16 protein-coding genes and 1 tRNA gene are annotated in these 15,185 nt (G+C 65.6%); 8 read left to right on the top strand and 9 right to left on the bottom strand.

Annotated features, from left to right (window positions below; genetic code table 11):
- Window positions 1–9: 9 nt before the first annotated feature.
- Window positions 10–744, bottom strand: a complete 735-nt coding sequence (locus tag M3A49_RS12570) for a Crp/Fnr family transcriptional regulator (protein WP_028204855.1) — start codon at window positions 742–744, stop codon at window positions 10–12.
- A 772-nt stretch (window positions 745–1,516) separates the two neighbouring features.
- Between M3A49_RS12570 and M3A49_RS12565 the strand changes: the two genes are divergently transcribed.
- The 3 genes from M3A49_RS12565 (at window position 1,517) to M3A49_RS12555 (ending at window position 5,328) form a co-directional block, all read left to right on the top strand.
- The gene (locus M3A49_RS12565; protein ID WP_266228954.1) at window positions 1,517–3,076 is read left to right on the top strand and encodes a mannose-1-phosphate guanylyltransferase/mannose-6-phosphate isomerase; all 1,560 of its coding nucleotides are present in this window, start codon (window positions 1,517–1,519) and stop codon (window positions 3,074–3,076) included.
- A gap of 371 nt (window positions 3,077–3,447) precedes the next feature.
- Complete coding sequence (locus M3A49_RS12560) at window positions 3,448–4,167, top strand: FadR/GntR family transcriptional regulator (protein WP_266228953.1); 720 nt, start codon at window positions 3,448–3,450, stop codon at window positions 4,165–4,167.
- Between the two features lie 183 nt (window positions 4,168–4,350).
- A complete protein-coding gene (locus M3A49_RS12555) occupies window positions 4,351–5,328 on the top strand; it encodes a Gfo/Idh/MocA family protein (protein WP_266228952.1) in 978 nt (325 codons plus the stop codon).
- An 83-nt stretch (window positions 5,329–5,411) separates the two neighbouring features.
- On the opposite strand, the gene M3A49_RS12550 is transcribed toward M3A49_RS12555, so the two are convergent.
- The 7 genes from M3A49_RS12550 to M3A49_RS12520 form a co-directional block, all read right to left on the bottom strand.
- Entirely contained in the window at window positions 5,412–6,071 is a 660-nt protein-coding gene (locus tag M3A49_RS12550) for an amino acid ABC transporter permease (RefSeq protein ID WP_028204859.1), read from the bottom strand.
- 122 nt (window positions 6,072–6,193) lie between these two features.
- Entirely contained in the window at window positions 6,194–6,991 is a 798-nt protein-coding gene (locus tag M3A49_RS12545) for a transporter substrate-binding domain-containing protein (RefSeq protein WP_266228951.1), read from the bottom strand.
- 83 nt (window positions 6,992–7,074) lie between these two features.
- Complete coding sequence (locus tag M3A49_RS12540; RefSeq protein ID WP_028204861.1) at window positions 7,075–8,109, bottom strand: quinone-dependent dihydroorotate dehydrogenase; 1,035 nt, start codon at window positions 8,107–8,109, stop codon at window positions 7,075–7,077.
- Between the two features lie 79 nt (window positions 8,110–8,188).
- The gene (locus M3A49_RS12535; protein ID WP_254355141.1) at window positions 8,189–8,953 is read right to left on the bottom strand and encodes an arginyltransferase; all 765 of its coding nucleotides are present in this window, start codon (window positions 8,951–8,953) and stop codon (window positions 8,189–8,191) included.
- Window positions 8,954–9,251: 298 nt separating this feature from the next.
- Window positions 9,252–10,016 (bottom strand): leucyl/phenylalanyl-tRNA--protein transferase, encoded by a 765-nt coding sequence (gene aat / locus M3A49_RS12530; RefSeq protein ID WP_266228950.1) that lies wholly within the window; start codon window positions 10,014–10,016, stop codon window positions 9,252–9,254.
- Between the two features lie 26 nt (window positions 10,017–10,042).
- Entirely contained in the window at window positions 10,043–10,588 is a 546-nt protein-coding gene (locus tag M3A49_RS12525; RefSeq protein WP_028204863.1) for an NUDIX hydrolase, read from the bottom strand.
- Window positions 10,589–10,763: 175 nt separating this feature from the next.
- Window positions 10,764–10,840, bottom strand: a tRNA-Met gene (locus tag M3A49_RS12520).
- A 219-nt stretch (window positions 10,841–11,059) separates the two neighbouring features.
- Between M3A49_RS12520 and M3A49_RS12515 the strand changes: the two genes are divergently transcribed.
- The 5 genes from M3A49_RS12515 to M3A49_RS12495 all read left to right on the top strand — a co-directional run bounded on the left by M3A49_RS12515 (window position 11,060) and on the right by M3A49_RS12495 (window position 14,375).
- The gene (locus M3A49_RS12515) at window positions 11,060–11,557 is read left to right on the top strand and encodes a heme-degrading domain-containing protein (RefSeq protein WP_266228949.1); all 498 of its coding nucleotides are present in this window, start codon (window positions 11,060–11,062) and stop codon (window positions 11,555–11,557) included.
- A 4-nt stretch (window positions 11,558–11,561) separates the two neighbouring features.
- Entirely contained in the window at window positions 11,562–11,909 is a 348-nt protein-coding gene (locus tag M3A49_RS12510; protein ID WP_042268604.1) for a DMT family transporter, read from the top strand.
- A gap of 165 nt (window positions 11,910–12,074) precedes the next feature.
- Complete coding sequence (locus tag M3A49_RS12505; RefSeq protein ID WP_028204866.1) at window positions 12,075–12,359, top strand: DUF1488 domain-containing protein; 285 nt, start codon at window positions 12,075–12,077, stop codon at window positions 12,357–12,359.
- Between the two features lie 75 nt (window positions 12,360–12,434).
- Entirely contained in the window at window positions 12,435–13,145 is a 711-nt protein-coding gene (locus M3A49_RS12500; RefSeq protein WP_266228948.1) for a TetR/AcrR family transcriptional regulator, read from the top strand.
- A 72-nt stretch (window positions 13,146–13,217) separates the two neighbouring features.
- Complete coding sequence (locus M3A49_RS12495) at window positions 13,218–14,375, top strand: enoyl-CoA hydratase/isomerase family protein (RefSeq protein ID WP_266228947.1); 1,158 nt, start codon at window positions 13,218–13,220, stop codon at window positions 14,373–14,375.
- Between the two features lie 93 nt (window positions 14,376–14,468).
- Here the strand turns inward: M3A49_RS12495 and M3A49_RS12490 are convergent, their stop codons facing one another.
- Entirely contained in the window at window positions 14,469–14,894 is a 426-nt protein-coding gene (locus M3A49_RS12490; RefSeq protein ID WP_266228946.1) for a hypothetical protein, read from the bottom strand.
- Window positions 14,895–15,185 lie beyond the last annotated feature (291 nt).

The raw sequence follows: 15,185 nt of genomic DNA, 5'->3' as shown, positions 1-15,185 counted from the left end.
ATTACGCGCTCACGCGACCGTTTCCGCCTGGTGCAGGCGCGGCAGCAGCCGGTCGAATTCGCGGCGCACGAGCCCGTAGCACTCGCAGGCGCGGGCTTCGAGGCCCTCGCGATCGAGCACGCGGATATGGCCGCGGCTGTGATGGATCAGGCCTTCGTCGTGCAGCTTGCCAGCGGCTTCGGTAATGCCTTCGCGGCGCACGCCGAGCATGTCGGCGATCAGCTGCTGCGTGACGCTGAGATCGTTGGAAGCCACGCGGTCCACTTCGATCAGAAGCCAGCGGCACAGCTGCTTGCTGAGCGAGTGGTGACGATTGCACGCAGCGGTCTGTGCGACCTGCGTGAGCAGCGCGTGCATATAGAGCAGCATGAGGCGGCGCAGGAAGTCCGAGCGCGCGAATTGCTGCTTGAGAGCTTGCGCGCTCATGCGATAGGCGAAGCCCGCGCATTGCACCTGCACGCGGTTCGGCATCGTTTCGCCGCCCGTGAGCACGGGCACGCCTGTCATGCCTTCGCGGCCGACCGCCGCGATTTCGACCGAGCTGCCGTCTTCCATCGTCGAGAGCAGCGAGACGATCGCGGTAGTCGGAAAGTACACGTGATGAATGCGCTGGCCGGAATCGCAGATCAACTGTTCGGTGCGCAGATGAACAAGTTCGAGGTGCGGGGCGAGAGCCTGCCATTCATGCGACGGGAGGGCGCCCAGCAAATGGTTGCCGTGAAGATCGGATTGAAGGGTTAACATGACTGGTCCTCGTGCGAGGCGGCGCGTGCCGCCTCCTGTTTTTTGATTCCGTTCGCCGAACTCGTTGTTGTCTGCCGTTTCCCGTGCGGCTTTTGTGTTCGTCGTGCCGGCCCCATAGTCCCGCTTGTTCGTGCTCATTCCTGCTTGTTCTTGCCTGGTCCCACTCTTGCGCTTGCGTGCGCGGCATCGTTCGTCCGCGTCTGCGTTCGTGTGGCGATCTCTCTTTAGCAGGGTGTGTGCCAGTCGGTGCGAAACCACGCATTGAAGCGGCTGAGCGCGAACCGGCGATGCGGCAGCGCGGCGAAACGCCGCGTTTTTGTTTCAGTTTTGTACGGCGACTTTGCGGGCCGCTGCGCTGCGCATTACCCTTTTGAAAGTCGCAAGCCAATGATTTGATTGGATTATTTCCACTGGTAGCAGGGGTAATCAGAAATGGCTCCTCGTTGAAACATGGATCCCGGGCGATTCGGGCGGCGACCAGAAAAACAAGCGGTTTTGATTCAGTTCTGTTGCAACGCAGACGTAGCCGGCGAAAAAACGTTCGACGCTGAAACATCGCGCGTGAGCGGCTTGGCGGTGCGCACGCGGTCAGTGTGGGTATGCGTACAGATTGGCATGCCGAGGTTTGCTCCAATGAGGTCCGTAAAAAGCCTCGGGGCTTTGTGAGGCTTGAGAGGTCCGGGAGGCGCGTGACGCTTCGCGCGAGCCCGCCGGCAGGCAGGCGCGGCGTTCGTCGACGCGACCCGACATATTTCAACGGGGAGCTCACTGCATGAATCAGCTCGTGACGCCTGCCGGCTTGATCGCGGCAGCCAATGAACCCGAAGTCGCGCTCATCGTTCAGCCTGTGGTGCTGGCCGGGGGCTCGGGCACGCGGCTGTGGCCGCTCTCGCGCGAGCATTGCCCGAAACAGCTGATCGATCTGCTCGACGGCGAGTCGCTGCTCGAAGCCACGGTGCGGCGGCTCGACGGGGTGTATGCCCAGCCGGGCGCGGCGATCCGCAAGGCCGCGCCTGTCGTCGTGAGCAGCGAGGAACTGCGGCTGATGACCGTCGACCGGCTTGGCCGCAGCGGCACGCCCGCTCGCGTCGTGCTCGAACCGGTTGCGCGCAACACCGCGCCGGCACTCACTGTCGCAGCGCTGGCGGCGCGCGCCGGGCAGGAGGCGGCGCTCGCCCGCGATGGCGCGGGTGCAGTATGCGACAGCGATCCCGTGCTCATCGCCATGCCGGCGGACCACCTGATCGCGGATCGCGCGGCGTTTGCCGCCGCACTCGAAGAAGCGGTGGGGTACGCGGCGCGTGGCGCGATCGTCACGCTGGGCGTGCCGCCGCAGCGCGCGGAGACCGGCTACGGGTACATCGGCGCGGGGGCGGCGCTCGGTGCCAGCGGCGCGCGCGTGATCGAGCGTTTCGTGGAAAAGCCCGCCCCCGAACTCGCGGCGAATTACGTGGCCTGCGGCGATTACCTCTGGAATAGCGGCATTTTCGTGGTGCGCGCATCGGTCTGGCTCGCCGCGATTGCGCATTGCCGGCCGGCCATCGCGGCGCAATGCGCGGCGGCGTTCGAGGCGGCCGCAATCGACGCCGACGGCACCGTGCATCTCGATGCCGCGGCGCTCGCCGCGTGCCCGTCCGATTCGATCGACTACGCGGTGATGGAGTCGCTCGGCGCCAACGCGCGGCTCGCGGGCGTGGTCGTGCCGCTCGTGGCCGGCTGGTCCGACGTGGGCGCGTGGGATGCGGTGTGGCAGGTGTCGAACAAGGACGCAAGCGGCAACGTGGCCCGCGGGCGCGTGATGTTCGAAGACGTGACCGACACCTTCGCGCATTCGGACGGTCGGCTCGTGGCTTGCGTGGGCGTGCACGGCGTGGTGGTGGTCGAAACGGCCGACGCCGTCCTCGTCGCGGCGAGGGATCGCGTGCAGGACGTGAAGGCGATCGTGGGCAAACTCAGGCGGGAGCGCAGCGCGGTCGCGCAGCATCACCGGCGCGTGGAGCGGCCGTGGGGCTGCTACGACTCGCTCGATCAGGGAGAACGCTTCCAGGTCAAGCGTATCGTCGTGAAGCCGGGCGGGCGGCTGTCGCTGCAGATGCATTATCACCGCGCGGAACACTGGACCGTGGTGCGTGGCACGGCGTGCGTCACGCGCGGCGAGGAAGTTTTCCTGCTTTCGGAAAACGAATCGACCTACATCCCGCTGGGCGTCAAGCACCGGCTGGAGAATCCAGGCAAGACGCCGCTCGAGATCATCGAGGTGCAGTCGGGCGGTTATCTGGGCGAAGACGACATCGTGCGCTTCGACGATGAGTACGGCCGGATACAACGTTGAATAAGCGCAACGTCGAAAAGCACAACGTTGGGCCGCGCGCGAAAAGCGTGCGCAGAAGAAACATGCACGCCGGCGTCCCTGCATATGCACAGCCAGGGACTGCCGATTGATTTGAAGCCGATTGAAAGCGTGTCGATTGAAGTAAGTGGACGATCCATACGATCGCCTTACAAAAAACAGCAGCGCAAGGGCCGACGTAACACGCGTAAATACGAACAAGATGCATCCCGCAAGCATCATGTCAGGAGATATCCTGGCTGGCGAATTATGCGAAGCGCATGCAACGTAATACCTAAGTTCGACGACGCACGAGGGCCCGCGCAGTATCCGGCAAACATGGGCGATAACGCCCACATCGGGGGGGTAGGGTCATGGAACTGGGGAACAAGGAACGCTCGCTCGTCAGCAAGGTGATGGACGGGCTGATTTCAGGCATCGTCGAGGAGCGGTATGGCGCCGTGCTGCCACCGCAGGACATCCTCTCAAAGGAGTTCGACGTGAGCCGCACGGTGATGCGCGAGGCGCTCTCCATGCTGCTCGCGCGTCACATGCTCGACGTGCGGCCGAAAATAGGCACGCGCATCCGGCCCATGCGCGACTGGCGCATGATCGACGAGGACGTCGTGAACTGGCGTTTCCGTTCGAAACCGGACAAGACGTTTTTGCGCGACGTGATCGAATTTCGCGGCCTGATCGAACCGGCGGCGTGCGCGCTCGCGGCCACCCGCGCGAGCGCGGCGGAGATTACCGGTATTCGCGAGGCGTTCGAAGCGCTGCGCCAGACGAGCACCGACGATCCGAATTTCCAGACCGCCGATGCGCTTCTGCACACGCGTATCCTCGCGGCGAGCGGGAATCAGTTTTATCAGCAGATGGCGGCGATCATTCGCGGCGCGCTCTCGCTTGTGAATCCGATTCTCAGCACGCGTGACGGTGGCTGGAACAACGTCGTGGCGGCCCATGGGCGCATCGTCGAAGCGATCGAGCGGCGTGCGCCGAAAGAGGCCGAAGCGGCCGCGCTGGCGATGATCGAATACACCGCCGACGAACTCACTCGTGCGCTCGCGCCCGAGGCGTTGGAGCAGCGCTAAGCCCGTTCGCAGCGTCGCTTCGCTCGCGTCAGTCAGTGCGCTCGCTGCGCGCGGATTGAGGCGAGCGCATTGCGGCGCGCTGCGCGTGCCGGTATCGTGCGTGTCTTTGGGTGCGCCTCGCGTGACGTACGTGACATACGTTGTGCGGCGGGCCCTTGACCTCACAGCCGGAGCACGCAGCATATGAGCGAAACACAAACGATACGTTGGGGCATCGTCGGCGCGGGCCGCATTGCGCATCGCTTCGCGCAGGGCGTTGCGCACGTCCCGCATGCACGCGTCGAAGCGGTCTGGTCGCGGCGCGCGGCGACTGCGCAGGCGCTTGCCGCTTCCCGCGGCGCGCAGGCGTGCGAAAGCGTGGATGCGCTCTTCGCGAGCGGCATCGACGCCGTGTACATCGCCACCATGCAGGACAGCCACGCCCAGTACGCCATTGCCGCGCTCGAGGCCGGCCTGCCCGTGCTGTGCGAAAAGCCCGCCACCGTCAACGGCGCGCAGCTCGAACGCGTGCTCGACGCGGCGCGCCGCGCGCAGCGCCTCTTCATGGAGGCGATGAAGCCGCCGTTCTATCCCCTCTATCGAAAGTTGCGCGCGCAACTAGATGCCGATCCCATCGGGCCGGTCGGGCTCGTGCGCGCGGGTTGTTCGGTGGCAAGCGTCCCTGCCGACCATCCCTCGCTTTCGTTCGAGCAAGCGGGCGGTGCGCTGCTCGACATCGGCGTGTACGAAATGTTTCTGGCCGTCGACTGGCTCGGCGCACCACGCGAGGTGCAGACCGTCGGGCGCCTCGGCTCGACTGGCGTGGATACGTTCGCGAGTCTGAACTGCCAGCATGAGCGCGGCATTGCGCAGTTGTTCTGCGGGCTCGATCTGCACGGTTATGGCGACGCGCTGCTGGCGGGGCCGCTTGGCAACGTGACGATACACGCGAACTGGTGGAATCCGGCGCGCGCGACAGTGCGCTATGTGGATGGCCGAGTCGTCGAACTCGACGAGCCGTTCGAGGGCGGCGGCCTGAACTACGAGACCGCGCACTTCTGCGAGCTGCTACGCGCGGGCGCGCTGGAAAGCCCGGTGATGACGCATGACACCTCGCGCCGCATGCTCGCCATGGCCGACGCCGCGCGAGCGGCGCTCGGACTGCGTTTCCCCTGTGAGTGACAAGCCGAATAGCGGCCCGAAAGCGACACGGCCCGCATGTGCGGGCCGTGTATGAAAAAACGCGCGTGAGGTCAGGGACGTAATCAGTGGCGCGCAGGCAGTGCGAGGCGCCTTTCGTACCAGTGCTGCACCCATTCGAGCACCTGGCAAAGCACCCAATACACGGCGGCGGCCGCGAGATAGAGCGGCAGCGGCTGATAGGTCGAAGCGATGATTTCCTGCGCGCTGCGCAGCAGCTCCGTCACGGTGATGACCGAAACGAGCGACGTGTCCTTGATGAGGCTGATGAGGCTGTTCGAAAGACTCGGCACGGCGATGCGCAACGCCTGCGGCGCGATCACGTAGCGCAGCGTCTGCGTGCGCGAGAGGCCGAGGCTATAGGCCGCGAGCCACTGTCCGCTATGAATGCCGAGAATCGCGCCGCGCATGCTCTCCGAGAGATACGCCGCCACGTTCGCGGAAAGCGCGATCACGCCTGCGGGCGTCGGGTCGAGCGAGATGCCGACGCTCGGCAATCCGTAGTAAATCACGAAGATCTGCACGAGCAGCGGCGTGCCGCGCATCAGGCTCACATACACACGCGCGATGAACACGAGCGTGCGGTTCGAGCTGATGCCCATGAGCGCGAGCACGGCACCGCCGATGAGCCCGAAGATCATCGAAAGCACGGCGAACTTGACCGTCAGCACCGCGCCCTGTGCGAGCACCGGCAGCGACTGGATGATGAGCGTATAGATGGGCATGGGCGTAGGTAACCAATGGAAGTGGCGCGGTTTGCAATGGATGCATATGTGCGAAGGGCGGCATCGTTCGATGCCGCCCTTCGCGTCAGCCGGACTGTGCGGCGCTCTCGATCATTGCCGGATCATTGCGAGATCGGCTTCGTCACGTCGATGCCGAACCACTTGTCCGAGATCTTCGTGAAGGTGCCATCGGCTTCGAGCTGCGTCATCGCTTCGTCGATCGCCTTGGCGAACTTCGGATTGCCCTTCTTGAACGGGATGGCCGACGGGTTGCCGGCGCCGACCGTCGTGCCCGTGCGCAGCGGCAGCTGCGAGTTCTTCATCAGGTAGGCGAGCATCAGGCGGTCGTTGAGCGCCGCGTCGAGGCGGCCCGCTGCGAGGTCGCGCAGATATTCGGGGGCGCCCGGATAGGTCTTCACGTCGATGCCCGGGACCGACTTGGCCATGTCCATGTAATTGGTGCCGAGACCGACGCCGAGCTTCTTGCCTTTGAGGTCTTCGAGCGTCTTGAACTGGCGCGTGTCGTCCTTGCGCTGGATGAGCTGCGCGGCCGAGTACGTGTACGCCGGCGAGAAGTCGAGCGCGGCCTTGCGCTGGTCGGTCACGCCGACCTGATTCACGATCACATCGAACTTGCCTGCCTGCAGGCCGGCGATGATGCCGCTCCATTCGGTCGTGACGAATTCGGGCTTGAGGCCCATTTTCGCGGCCACGGCTTTGGCGATGTCGACGTCGTAGCCGACCAGCTCGCCGTTGGGCGCCTTCGAGTCGAACGGAGGGAACGTGCCTTCGAGACCGATGCGCAGCGTGCCGCGCGCCTTGACCTGGTCGAGCAGGTCGTCGGCGTGGGCGCTCGCCGCGACGAACGATGCGCCGACGATTGCAAGTGCAAGGAGTTTTTTCAGCAAACCGGATTTCATGTTTTCCTCTTGTTCTGCTGCTGCGATTCTGGTGCTAGCGCACAGCGCCTCCGATGCGCCATGACTAGCCTGCCACTATAGCTTTACGCGCGGCCCGAGGCCAGCGCCCGCGCACATTCGGCGACGAGCGCCGGGCCCCGGTAGATGAAGCCCGTATAGACTTGCACGAGCGAGGCGCCGGCCGCGATCTTCGCGCGCGCATCGTCGCCCGAAAAGATGCCGCCCACGCCGATGATGGGCACGTCGCCGCCCAGCTCGGCGCGCAGCTTGCGGATCACGTTGTTCGATGCGTCGAATACCGGGCGCCCCGAGAGGCCGCCCGTTTCGTTCGCATTCGGCATGCCTTCCACCGCCGCGCGCGAAAGCGTGGTGTTGGTCGCGATCACGCCTTCGATCTTGTGGCGCAGGAGCGTGTCGGCGATTTCCTTGATCTGCTCGTCGTCGAGATCGGGCGCGATCTTGAGCGCGAGCGGCACGAGCTTGCCGTGCATGTCGGCCAGACGCTGCTGCTTGTCCTTGAGCGCGGCGAGCAGGGCATCGAGTTCGCCGCCGCCTTGCAACTGACGCAGATTCTTCGTGTTCGGCGACGAGATGTTGATCGTCACGTAGCTCGCAAACGGATAGACGCGCTCGAGGCAGAAGAGATAGTCGTCGGCGGCGCGCTCGATCGGCGTATCGGCGTTCTTGCCGATGTTCAGGCCGAGAATGCCGCGATAGCGCGCGGCCTGCACGTTCTTCACGAACTGCTCGACACCGTGATTGTTGAACCCCATGCGGTTGATGATGCCGCCCGCCTGCGGCAGCCGGAAAATGCGCGGGCGCGGATTGCCCGGCTGCGGACGCGGCGTCACGGTGCCCACCTCGATGAAGCCGAAGCCGAGCGCGGCGAAACCGTCGATCGCGGCGCCTTCCTTGTCGAGGCCCGCGGCGAGCCCTACCGGGTTGCGGAAGGTGAGGCCCATGACGGTGCGCGGCGAATCGGGCACGCGTGGGGCGAGCAGGCCCGCCATGCCGGTGCGGCCGGCGGCGCCGATCATGCGCAGCGAGAGGTGATGGGCGTCTTCGGCGTCCATGCGAAAGAGCTGGTCGCGGACGAACGGATAAAGGGTGCTGAACACGGGAAGAAGGCGCGGGCGCCGGAAAATGGGAACCCGCTATTTTAGCGGCAACGCGGGCCCGGGGCGACGCGCCGCGGGCTCAGGCTTCGGGCGTGAGTGCGGCCCATGCGCCGTCGAAGAGGCCTTCGAGCGGCTGGAAGCGCGCCTTGTAGGCCATTTTCGGGCTCTCGCGGATCCAGTAGCCGAGATAGACGTAAGGCAGCTGAAGGCTGCGGGCCTGCTCGATCTGCCAGAGGATGTTGTAGGTGCCGTAACTCGTGTGGACCGTGTCCGGGTCGAAGAACGTGTAGACCGAGGAGAGCCCGTCGCCGAGGATGTCGATCATGCTCACCATGCGCAACGCGCCGGGCTCGTCCGGATGCGCGGGGTCCGGCTCGCGGAATTCGACCAGCCGTGAGTTGATCCGGCTTTGCAGCAGGAACTGCTCGTACTGGTCGCGGCTGTCGCGATCCATGCCGCCGCCCGCGTGGCGCGCGGACTGATAGCGCATGTAGAGCGCGTAGTGCGCCTCGTCGTAGTGCAGCGGCGCGACCGTGGCGACGAGCGCGCCATGCCGCTTCCACGCGCGGCGCTGCGTGCGGCTCGGCGTGAAGCGCTCGACCGGCACGCGCACCGGCACGCACGCGCGGCAGCCGTCGCAGTAGGGACGATAGGTGAACACGCCCGAGCGCCGGAAGCCGGCCTTCACGAGATCGGTATAGACGTCGGAGTTGATGAGATGACTGGGCGTCGCCACCTGCGAGCGCGCGATGCGCCCCTCCAGGTAACTGCAGGGGTAGGGCGCCGTTGCATAGAATTGCAGCGCGGAAAGCGGTGAAAGCGGCAGCTCGTTTGGATGCGTCACGTTGGCAGCTCTCGTAGCAGTTCGGATCGTCGCGTGGCGCGCGCGTCGCGCACCCAGCCTCGCGCGCAAGCCTTGCCAGACCACACGGCGCGCCGCACGTGGCGTGCCAGGGAAGGCCGGGCGGCGACAGGTTCGCTCTTGAGTCTAACATTGACGCCGAACATGTATCCATCGAATTGCGCGGGCTGTCGCAAGCGCGCACGCGAGCGCTCATGCGCCGTTCATGTGCCACTCATTTGCCGCTCATTTGCCGCTCATGTGCCACTCATGTGCCACTCATTTGCCGCTCGCCGGCCACTCACGCAGCGGGCAAGAACTCGTCGGGCGCGCCTGACCCGCCGAGCAGATCGGCGAGCACCGCTTTATCGAATTTCCAGGGAATGGGCGCGGCGTTCACGTGCGTGCGCACGTGGGCGATGAACGCCTTGCGCGAGATTTCGCGCCCGCCGAGCGAGGCGAGATGCGCGGTGTTCTGCTGGCAATCGATCAACTCGACGCCGTGGCGGCGCAGATGCGCGACGAGCGCCGCGAGCGCGATCTTCGAGGCGTCGGTCATGGAGGCGAACATCGACTCGCCGAAGAACATCGTGCCGAGCGCCACGCCGTAGAGTCCGCCCACACGTTCGCCGCCGAACCAGGCCTCGACGCTGTGCGCGTCGCCCACGCGGTGCAGGGTGGAGTAGGCGTCGATCACATCGCCGGTGATCCAGGTGCCGCGCTGGCCGCGCCGCGGCGCGTTCGCGCACGCGCGCATCACGGCGGCGAAATTGTTGTCGACGCGAATTTCCCACGCGTCCTCACGCAGCACGCGCTTGAGCGTTTTCCGGAACGAGGGCGAGACCTTGAATTCGTCGGGGCGCAGGATCATGCGCGGGTCGGGGCTCCACCAGAGCACCGGCTGGCCGTCGGAGTACCACGGGAAAATGCCGCGCCGGTAGGCGTCGATGAGGCGCGAGGGGAGCAGGTCCGCGCTGGCGGCGAGCAGGCCAGGCGCGCCGCTCGACGCGCCGAGTGCGCGCTCGACGGCGGGAAACGGTTCGTCGGGCGAAAGCCAGGGGACCATCGTCGCGGGCGCAGTCAGATAAACAATCAGCCGTCGCGCAGCGAGCGCAGGACGTCGCCGGTGTGCAACCCGAAGCTGCCCGACTGGCGATCGGCGAAGAAACAGCGCAGGGTCTGCCCGACCGTTGGGAACGCAATGTCGTTCCAGGGAATCTCGTGCTCTTCAAAAAGCCGCACTTCGAGGCTTTCCTCGCCTGCTGCGATGTCGATGTCGAGCAGGCGCGCGAGATAGAACAGATGCACCTGATGCACGCGCGGCACGTTCAGGAGCGAAAAGAGGTTCTGCACCTCGACGCGCGCGCCGGCTTCCTCGAGCGTCTCGCGCGCCGCGGCTTCGGCGGTCGTCTCTCCCATCTCCATGAAGCCCGCGGGCAGCGTCCAATAGCCGTAGCGCGGCTCGATTGCGCGGCGGCACAACAGCACCTTGTCTTCCCAGACCGGAACCGTGCCGACCACGTTGCGCGGATTCTGATAGTGGATGGTGCCGCAGTGTGAGCAGACGTAGCGTTCGCGATTGTCGCCGGGCGGAATGAGCAGGCTGACCGCCTGACCGCAAGTCGAGCAGAATTTCATGGGCACGATAGGGGGATGGGTGATGCGAGTTTATCACCGCTCAGTGCCTTCGCTCACGTGCCCTCATGCGCCAGCAGGGAGCGACCGAAGAAGGCGGCGAGGATGCCGCGCCTTGAAGAGGCGTAAACGGAAAAAGGGTTACAGGCCAATGACCTGTAACCCTTTCGAATTCTGCTGGTTGCGGGGGTAGGATTTGAACCTACGACCTTCGGGTTATGAGCCCGACGAGCTGCCAGACTGCTCCACCCCGCGTCCGTCGAAGAAAAGATTATATGACAGTTCGCGCCGCGTTGCAACAACTAATGACGAGCGCCTTTCCATGCGTTTGCAAAATGTTTGCAGGACGCGTGCGCAAAGGCTTTTGAACCGTCAGGATAGAATCGGGGCTCGGTCGGCGCCGTGCATGCTCTTCGCAACGTTCATGCTGCGCCTTTGCCTTCTACAGCGCACTGCGCTTCATTTGCCTCTTCCATGGACATTCCCCTCGATCTGCAATCGATAGCCGCTCAGGAGCACGCGCTGGTGTTTCCCCGTTTCGACGCCGATCGCGCCTGGCAGCTCGGCTCGCATCTGCATGAACTCGCGCGCGCTCGCGCGCTGCCCGTCGCCATCGATGTGCACACCTTCGGCCAGCAGCTCTTCTTTTGCGCGCTGGACGGCGCCACGCCCGACAACGCCGACTGGGTGCGCCGCAAGTCGCGCGTGGTCGAGCACTTCCGGCGCAGCTCCTATGCGATCGGCTTGCGCATGCAGCAAACCGGCACGACGCTTGCCGAAAAGCACGGCCTGCCCATCAGCGATTTCGCGCCGCACGGCGGTTCGTTTCCGCTCACGGTGGTCGGGGCGGGCGTGATCGGCTCGATCACGGTCTCGGGCCTGCCGCAGCGCGCCGATCACGAACTGGTGGTCGAAGCGCTCTGCGCGCAACTCGACGTCGACTACGCGCAGCTCGCGCTCGCGAAGGTCTGACACGATGCGCATTCCGCCGTTCTCGGCCTGGACCTGGCTCGTCATCGCGATCGTCGCGGAAGTTATCGCCACTTCTGCGCTGCGGGCTTCAGATGGCTTCACGCGGCTCGTACCTTCGGCGATCGTCGTGGTGGGGTATGGCATTGCGTTCTACGGGCTCTCGCTCACGTTGCGCAGTTTGCCGGTAGGCATCGTCTATGCGGTGTGGTCGGGCGTGGGCATCGTGCTCATCACGCTCGTGGCGATGGCGCTCTATCGGCAGGTGCCCGATCTGCCGGCCGTGCTCGGGCTCGGGCTCATCGTGGCCGGCGTGGTCGTGCTGAATCTGTTCTCGAAGATGCAGGCGCATTGAAAGACGGTGGCTGAAGCGGCTGATTTGCCGACTGCGGTGGCCACCGCATTGGCCACATTCGCGCCAGACATTGCGCCTCGCGCGTAACATGGCCGGTTACCGCCGTGCGCCGCGTCGTCCTCCGGCGGCAGTGCTTTCTGCTGATGTTCCCCACTGGGGCTGGATATGATCATTCGCTTTCCCGCCGACGCGCCGCTCTATCGCGACGCCAATCTGACCGTGGTGTTTCCCGCACTCGTCGACGGCACACGCGTACCTTGCGCGATATCCGTCGAGGCGCTCGAGGACCATTTCGGCGCGCTGCCCGCTAACCTCGACGCGTGGATGCAGGCGTTCGACGCCGGCCGTCCGCGCATCGAGGCTGTGGCGCGCGCTCATCTCGAACTCAGCAACGGCACGCCGGTGCTGCTCAAGAGCGGTCACTTTCCGCCCGGACGCCTCGACTCGTAGGCTTGTACTCGTAGTCAGGCACGCCCGCTCGGGCGTCACGGGAATTTTCGATTGCCTCAGCCGTCTGGCGTCACCATGGGCATTGCCGAACACAAGGACCGCGAACTCCACGCACGGCACGCAGCGCGCGCGCACGACCAGCGCGAGCGCATCCTCGAGGCTGCGCGCCGCATCGTCATGCGCGAAGGCTTCGCGGCGCTCTCCATGCGCAAGATCGCCGACGCGATCGGTTATTCGCCTGCGTCCCTCTATCTTTATTTCGCCGGCCGCGATGAGATCGCCGAGGCGCTCGGCCGCGAAGGTTACGCGCAACTGCTCGCGCAGCTCGAACCGCTCGCGTTGATCGCCGATGCGCGCGAGCGGCTTCATGCGCTTGCGCAAGCATACGTGGCGTACGGCTGCGACCATCCGCAGACTTACGAACTCATCTTCATGGCGCACAAGGCGCGCTCGGAGCACGTGGGGCCGGCCGCCCGCCGTCAGCGCGACGCGGCCGATGCGGCTGGCGCGCCTGAAGCGGGCGCCGCGCTGGCCTGCGGCGCGCAGCTGTTTGCCGCTACGCTGTCCGCGCTGACGCCGGCGAGCGGGGCGCATATCGACGGCACCCTGCTTGCGCAATCGCTTTGGGCCACGCTGCACGGCGTGGTGATGCTCACACTCGCGCGCGCCGGCTTTCAGCACACGGCGCCCGGTCCGTTGATCGACGCCACGCTCGATGCCTGGTTCGGCGCGCGCGCCGCTTCGCCTCCGTTGCCGGCCGTGCAAGCGCCCGGTGTGGCGTCGTGATAGCCTCGGAAAGCCTGTGATCGCGCTTCGGCCGATTCAGGCGCCGCTCATCGTTCTGCCTTGCCAATCGCCATGTCACACGAAGCCAACGCAAGCCCGACCGCAGCCGATGCCGACTCGCATGTGCTTACGCGCGTCGCGAACCGTATCGGCTTTATCGAACTCGAGCGCCCGCAGGCGCTCAATGCGCTCACCACCGCCATGGTCCGCACGATGCACGCGGCGCTCGATCGCTGGCGCGACGACCCGGGCGTGCTCGCCGTGATCGTGCGCACGCGGCATGCGCGCGCGTTCTGCGCCGGCGGCGACATTCGCTTTCTGTACGAGTCGTATCGCGCGGGCGAACAGGCGGCGCTCGACACGTTCTTCTCCGACGAATATCGCCTCAATCACGCCATCTTCACCTTTCCGAAGCCGTACATCGCGATGCTCAACGGCGTGGTCATGGGCGGTGGCATGGGCATCTCGCAGGGCGCGCATCGCACGGGCGGGCTGCGGCTCGTGGGTCCGGCCACGCGCATGGCGATGCCGGAGACGCGCATCGGCCTCTTTCCCGATGTCGGCATGGGCTGGTTCCTTGCGCGCACGCCTGGCGCGATCGGCCGCTATCTCGCGGTGACAGGCGAGACGCTCGATCAGGCGAGCGCGGTCTATGCGGGCCTGGCCGATGCGTCGCTCGACGAGTCCGCGTGGCCAGCGCTGCTCGATGCGCTGGAGAGCGAGCCGTTTGCGAGCGGCGCGGAACTGGTCGCGCGCATCCGCCTGGCGGCGCTACCCGCGGCCGAGTTGAAGCGTCTCGCCGAAGGTTCGTCGCTGGCCACGGTTCGTGGCTGGATCGACCGGCATTTCTCGCCAGGCGATGTACCTGCCATGCTGGCTTCGCTCGAAGCCGCGCGCCGTGCAGACTCGGGCGAGCAAGCGCAATGGGCGGGGCAGATGATGGACGTCCTGCGCGAGCGTTCGCCGCTTTCCATGGCGGTGTCGCTCGAGGTGGTGTCGCGCGCCGAAGGCGCCATGGCCGACTGCCTGCGCCGTGATCTCGACCTCACGCGCTCGAGCTTCGCGATTGGTGATGTGATGGAGGGCATACGCGCGCGCATCATCGACAAGGACAATCATCCGCACTGGCGCTTTGCGAATATCGAGGACGTGCGCCGCGAAGACGTCGAGCGGATGTTCGAGAGTCCCTGGAGCTCGATGGAGCACCCGCTGCGCGAACTCATCGGTTGAACTGGCTGGCGCGGGGTAAGGGCGGAAGAAGTGTGAGGGGAAAACGCGCTGGGGAAACGCGGGCCGCGCATCGCGCACGGCCCTCAGGCGGGGTCAGTCTTCGGCGGTTTCGCTCATGAACGCGCGCATGAAAACCAGCGCGCCCCAGCCCCACATCGCATTCGAAGCAAAGCCCGTGGCAAGCCGCGGCAGCATGTTGCCGGTCGGCCAGATGCCGCGCAGCGGATCGACGACGAACACCATCGCCGCGGTGAGCACGATGCCGCCGAACACGAAGGCCTGAACCCACGGCGCGGGCCGCGAAGGCGACACGCGCAGTAGCCACGCCATCAGCACGGCCCAGATGGCGCTCCAGATCGCATTCACGAGGAACTCGGGCAGCCCGAGCGGCACGAACGGGTCCGTCGAAAATCCGGCCGTGTCGATGACCTGCGCGGCATGCAGGAGCGCGAGCGTCGCCTCGCGAAAGAAGAGCGACGCCAGAAAGCCGGATACGAACGGCAGAATCAGTTTTTGCATGGAGTCTTGCGAGAGCTTGCTTGGCCTCGCTGCGCAATGCGCCTTATGGAGCGTCGTGCGCGCGGCGTGCCGGTGTTTTTGTGGGTGCGTGCGCCATTATATCGGCGCGCGGTGCGCGCGAGGCGCACCGTACGCTAAAGCGTCGGGTAAAGCACGAAAGTGGAAAACCTAAGCTCAAAAAAATCGTTCTAAAGGGTGCGAGCCGTCCCTAGACTGGTTCCCCATGAAGACGGCGCCGCCGTCGCCGGGCGCTCCCGCGAGGCGCACGGAGAACGCGCCGGCGCATTCCGT

This window comes from Paraburkholderia sp. CNPSo 3076, assembly GCF_026343935.1.
Taxonomy (GTDB): Bacteria; Pseudomonadota; Gammaproteobacteria; order Burkholderiales; family Burkholderiaceae; genus Paraburkholderia; species Paraburkholderia nodosa.
The sequence above is the reverse complement of the archived record's forward strand: the minus strand, read 5'-3'. Positions and strand labels throughout refer to the sequence as shown.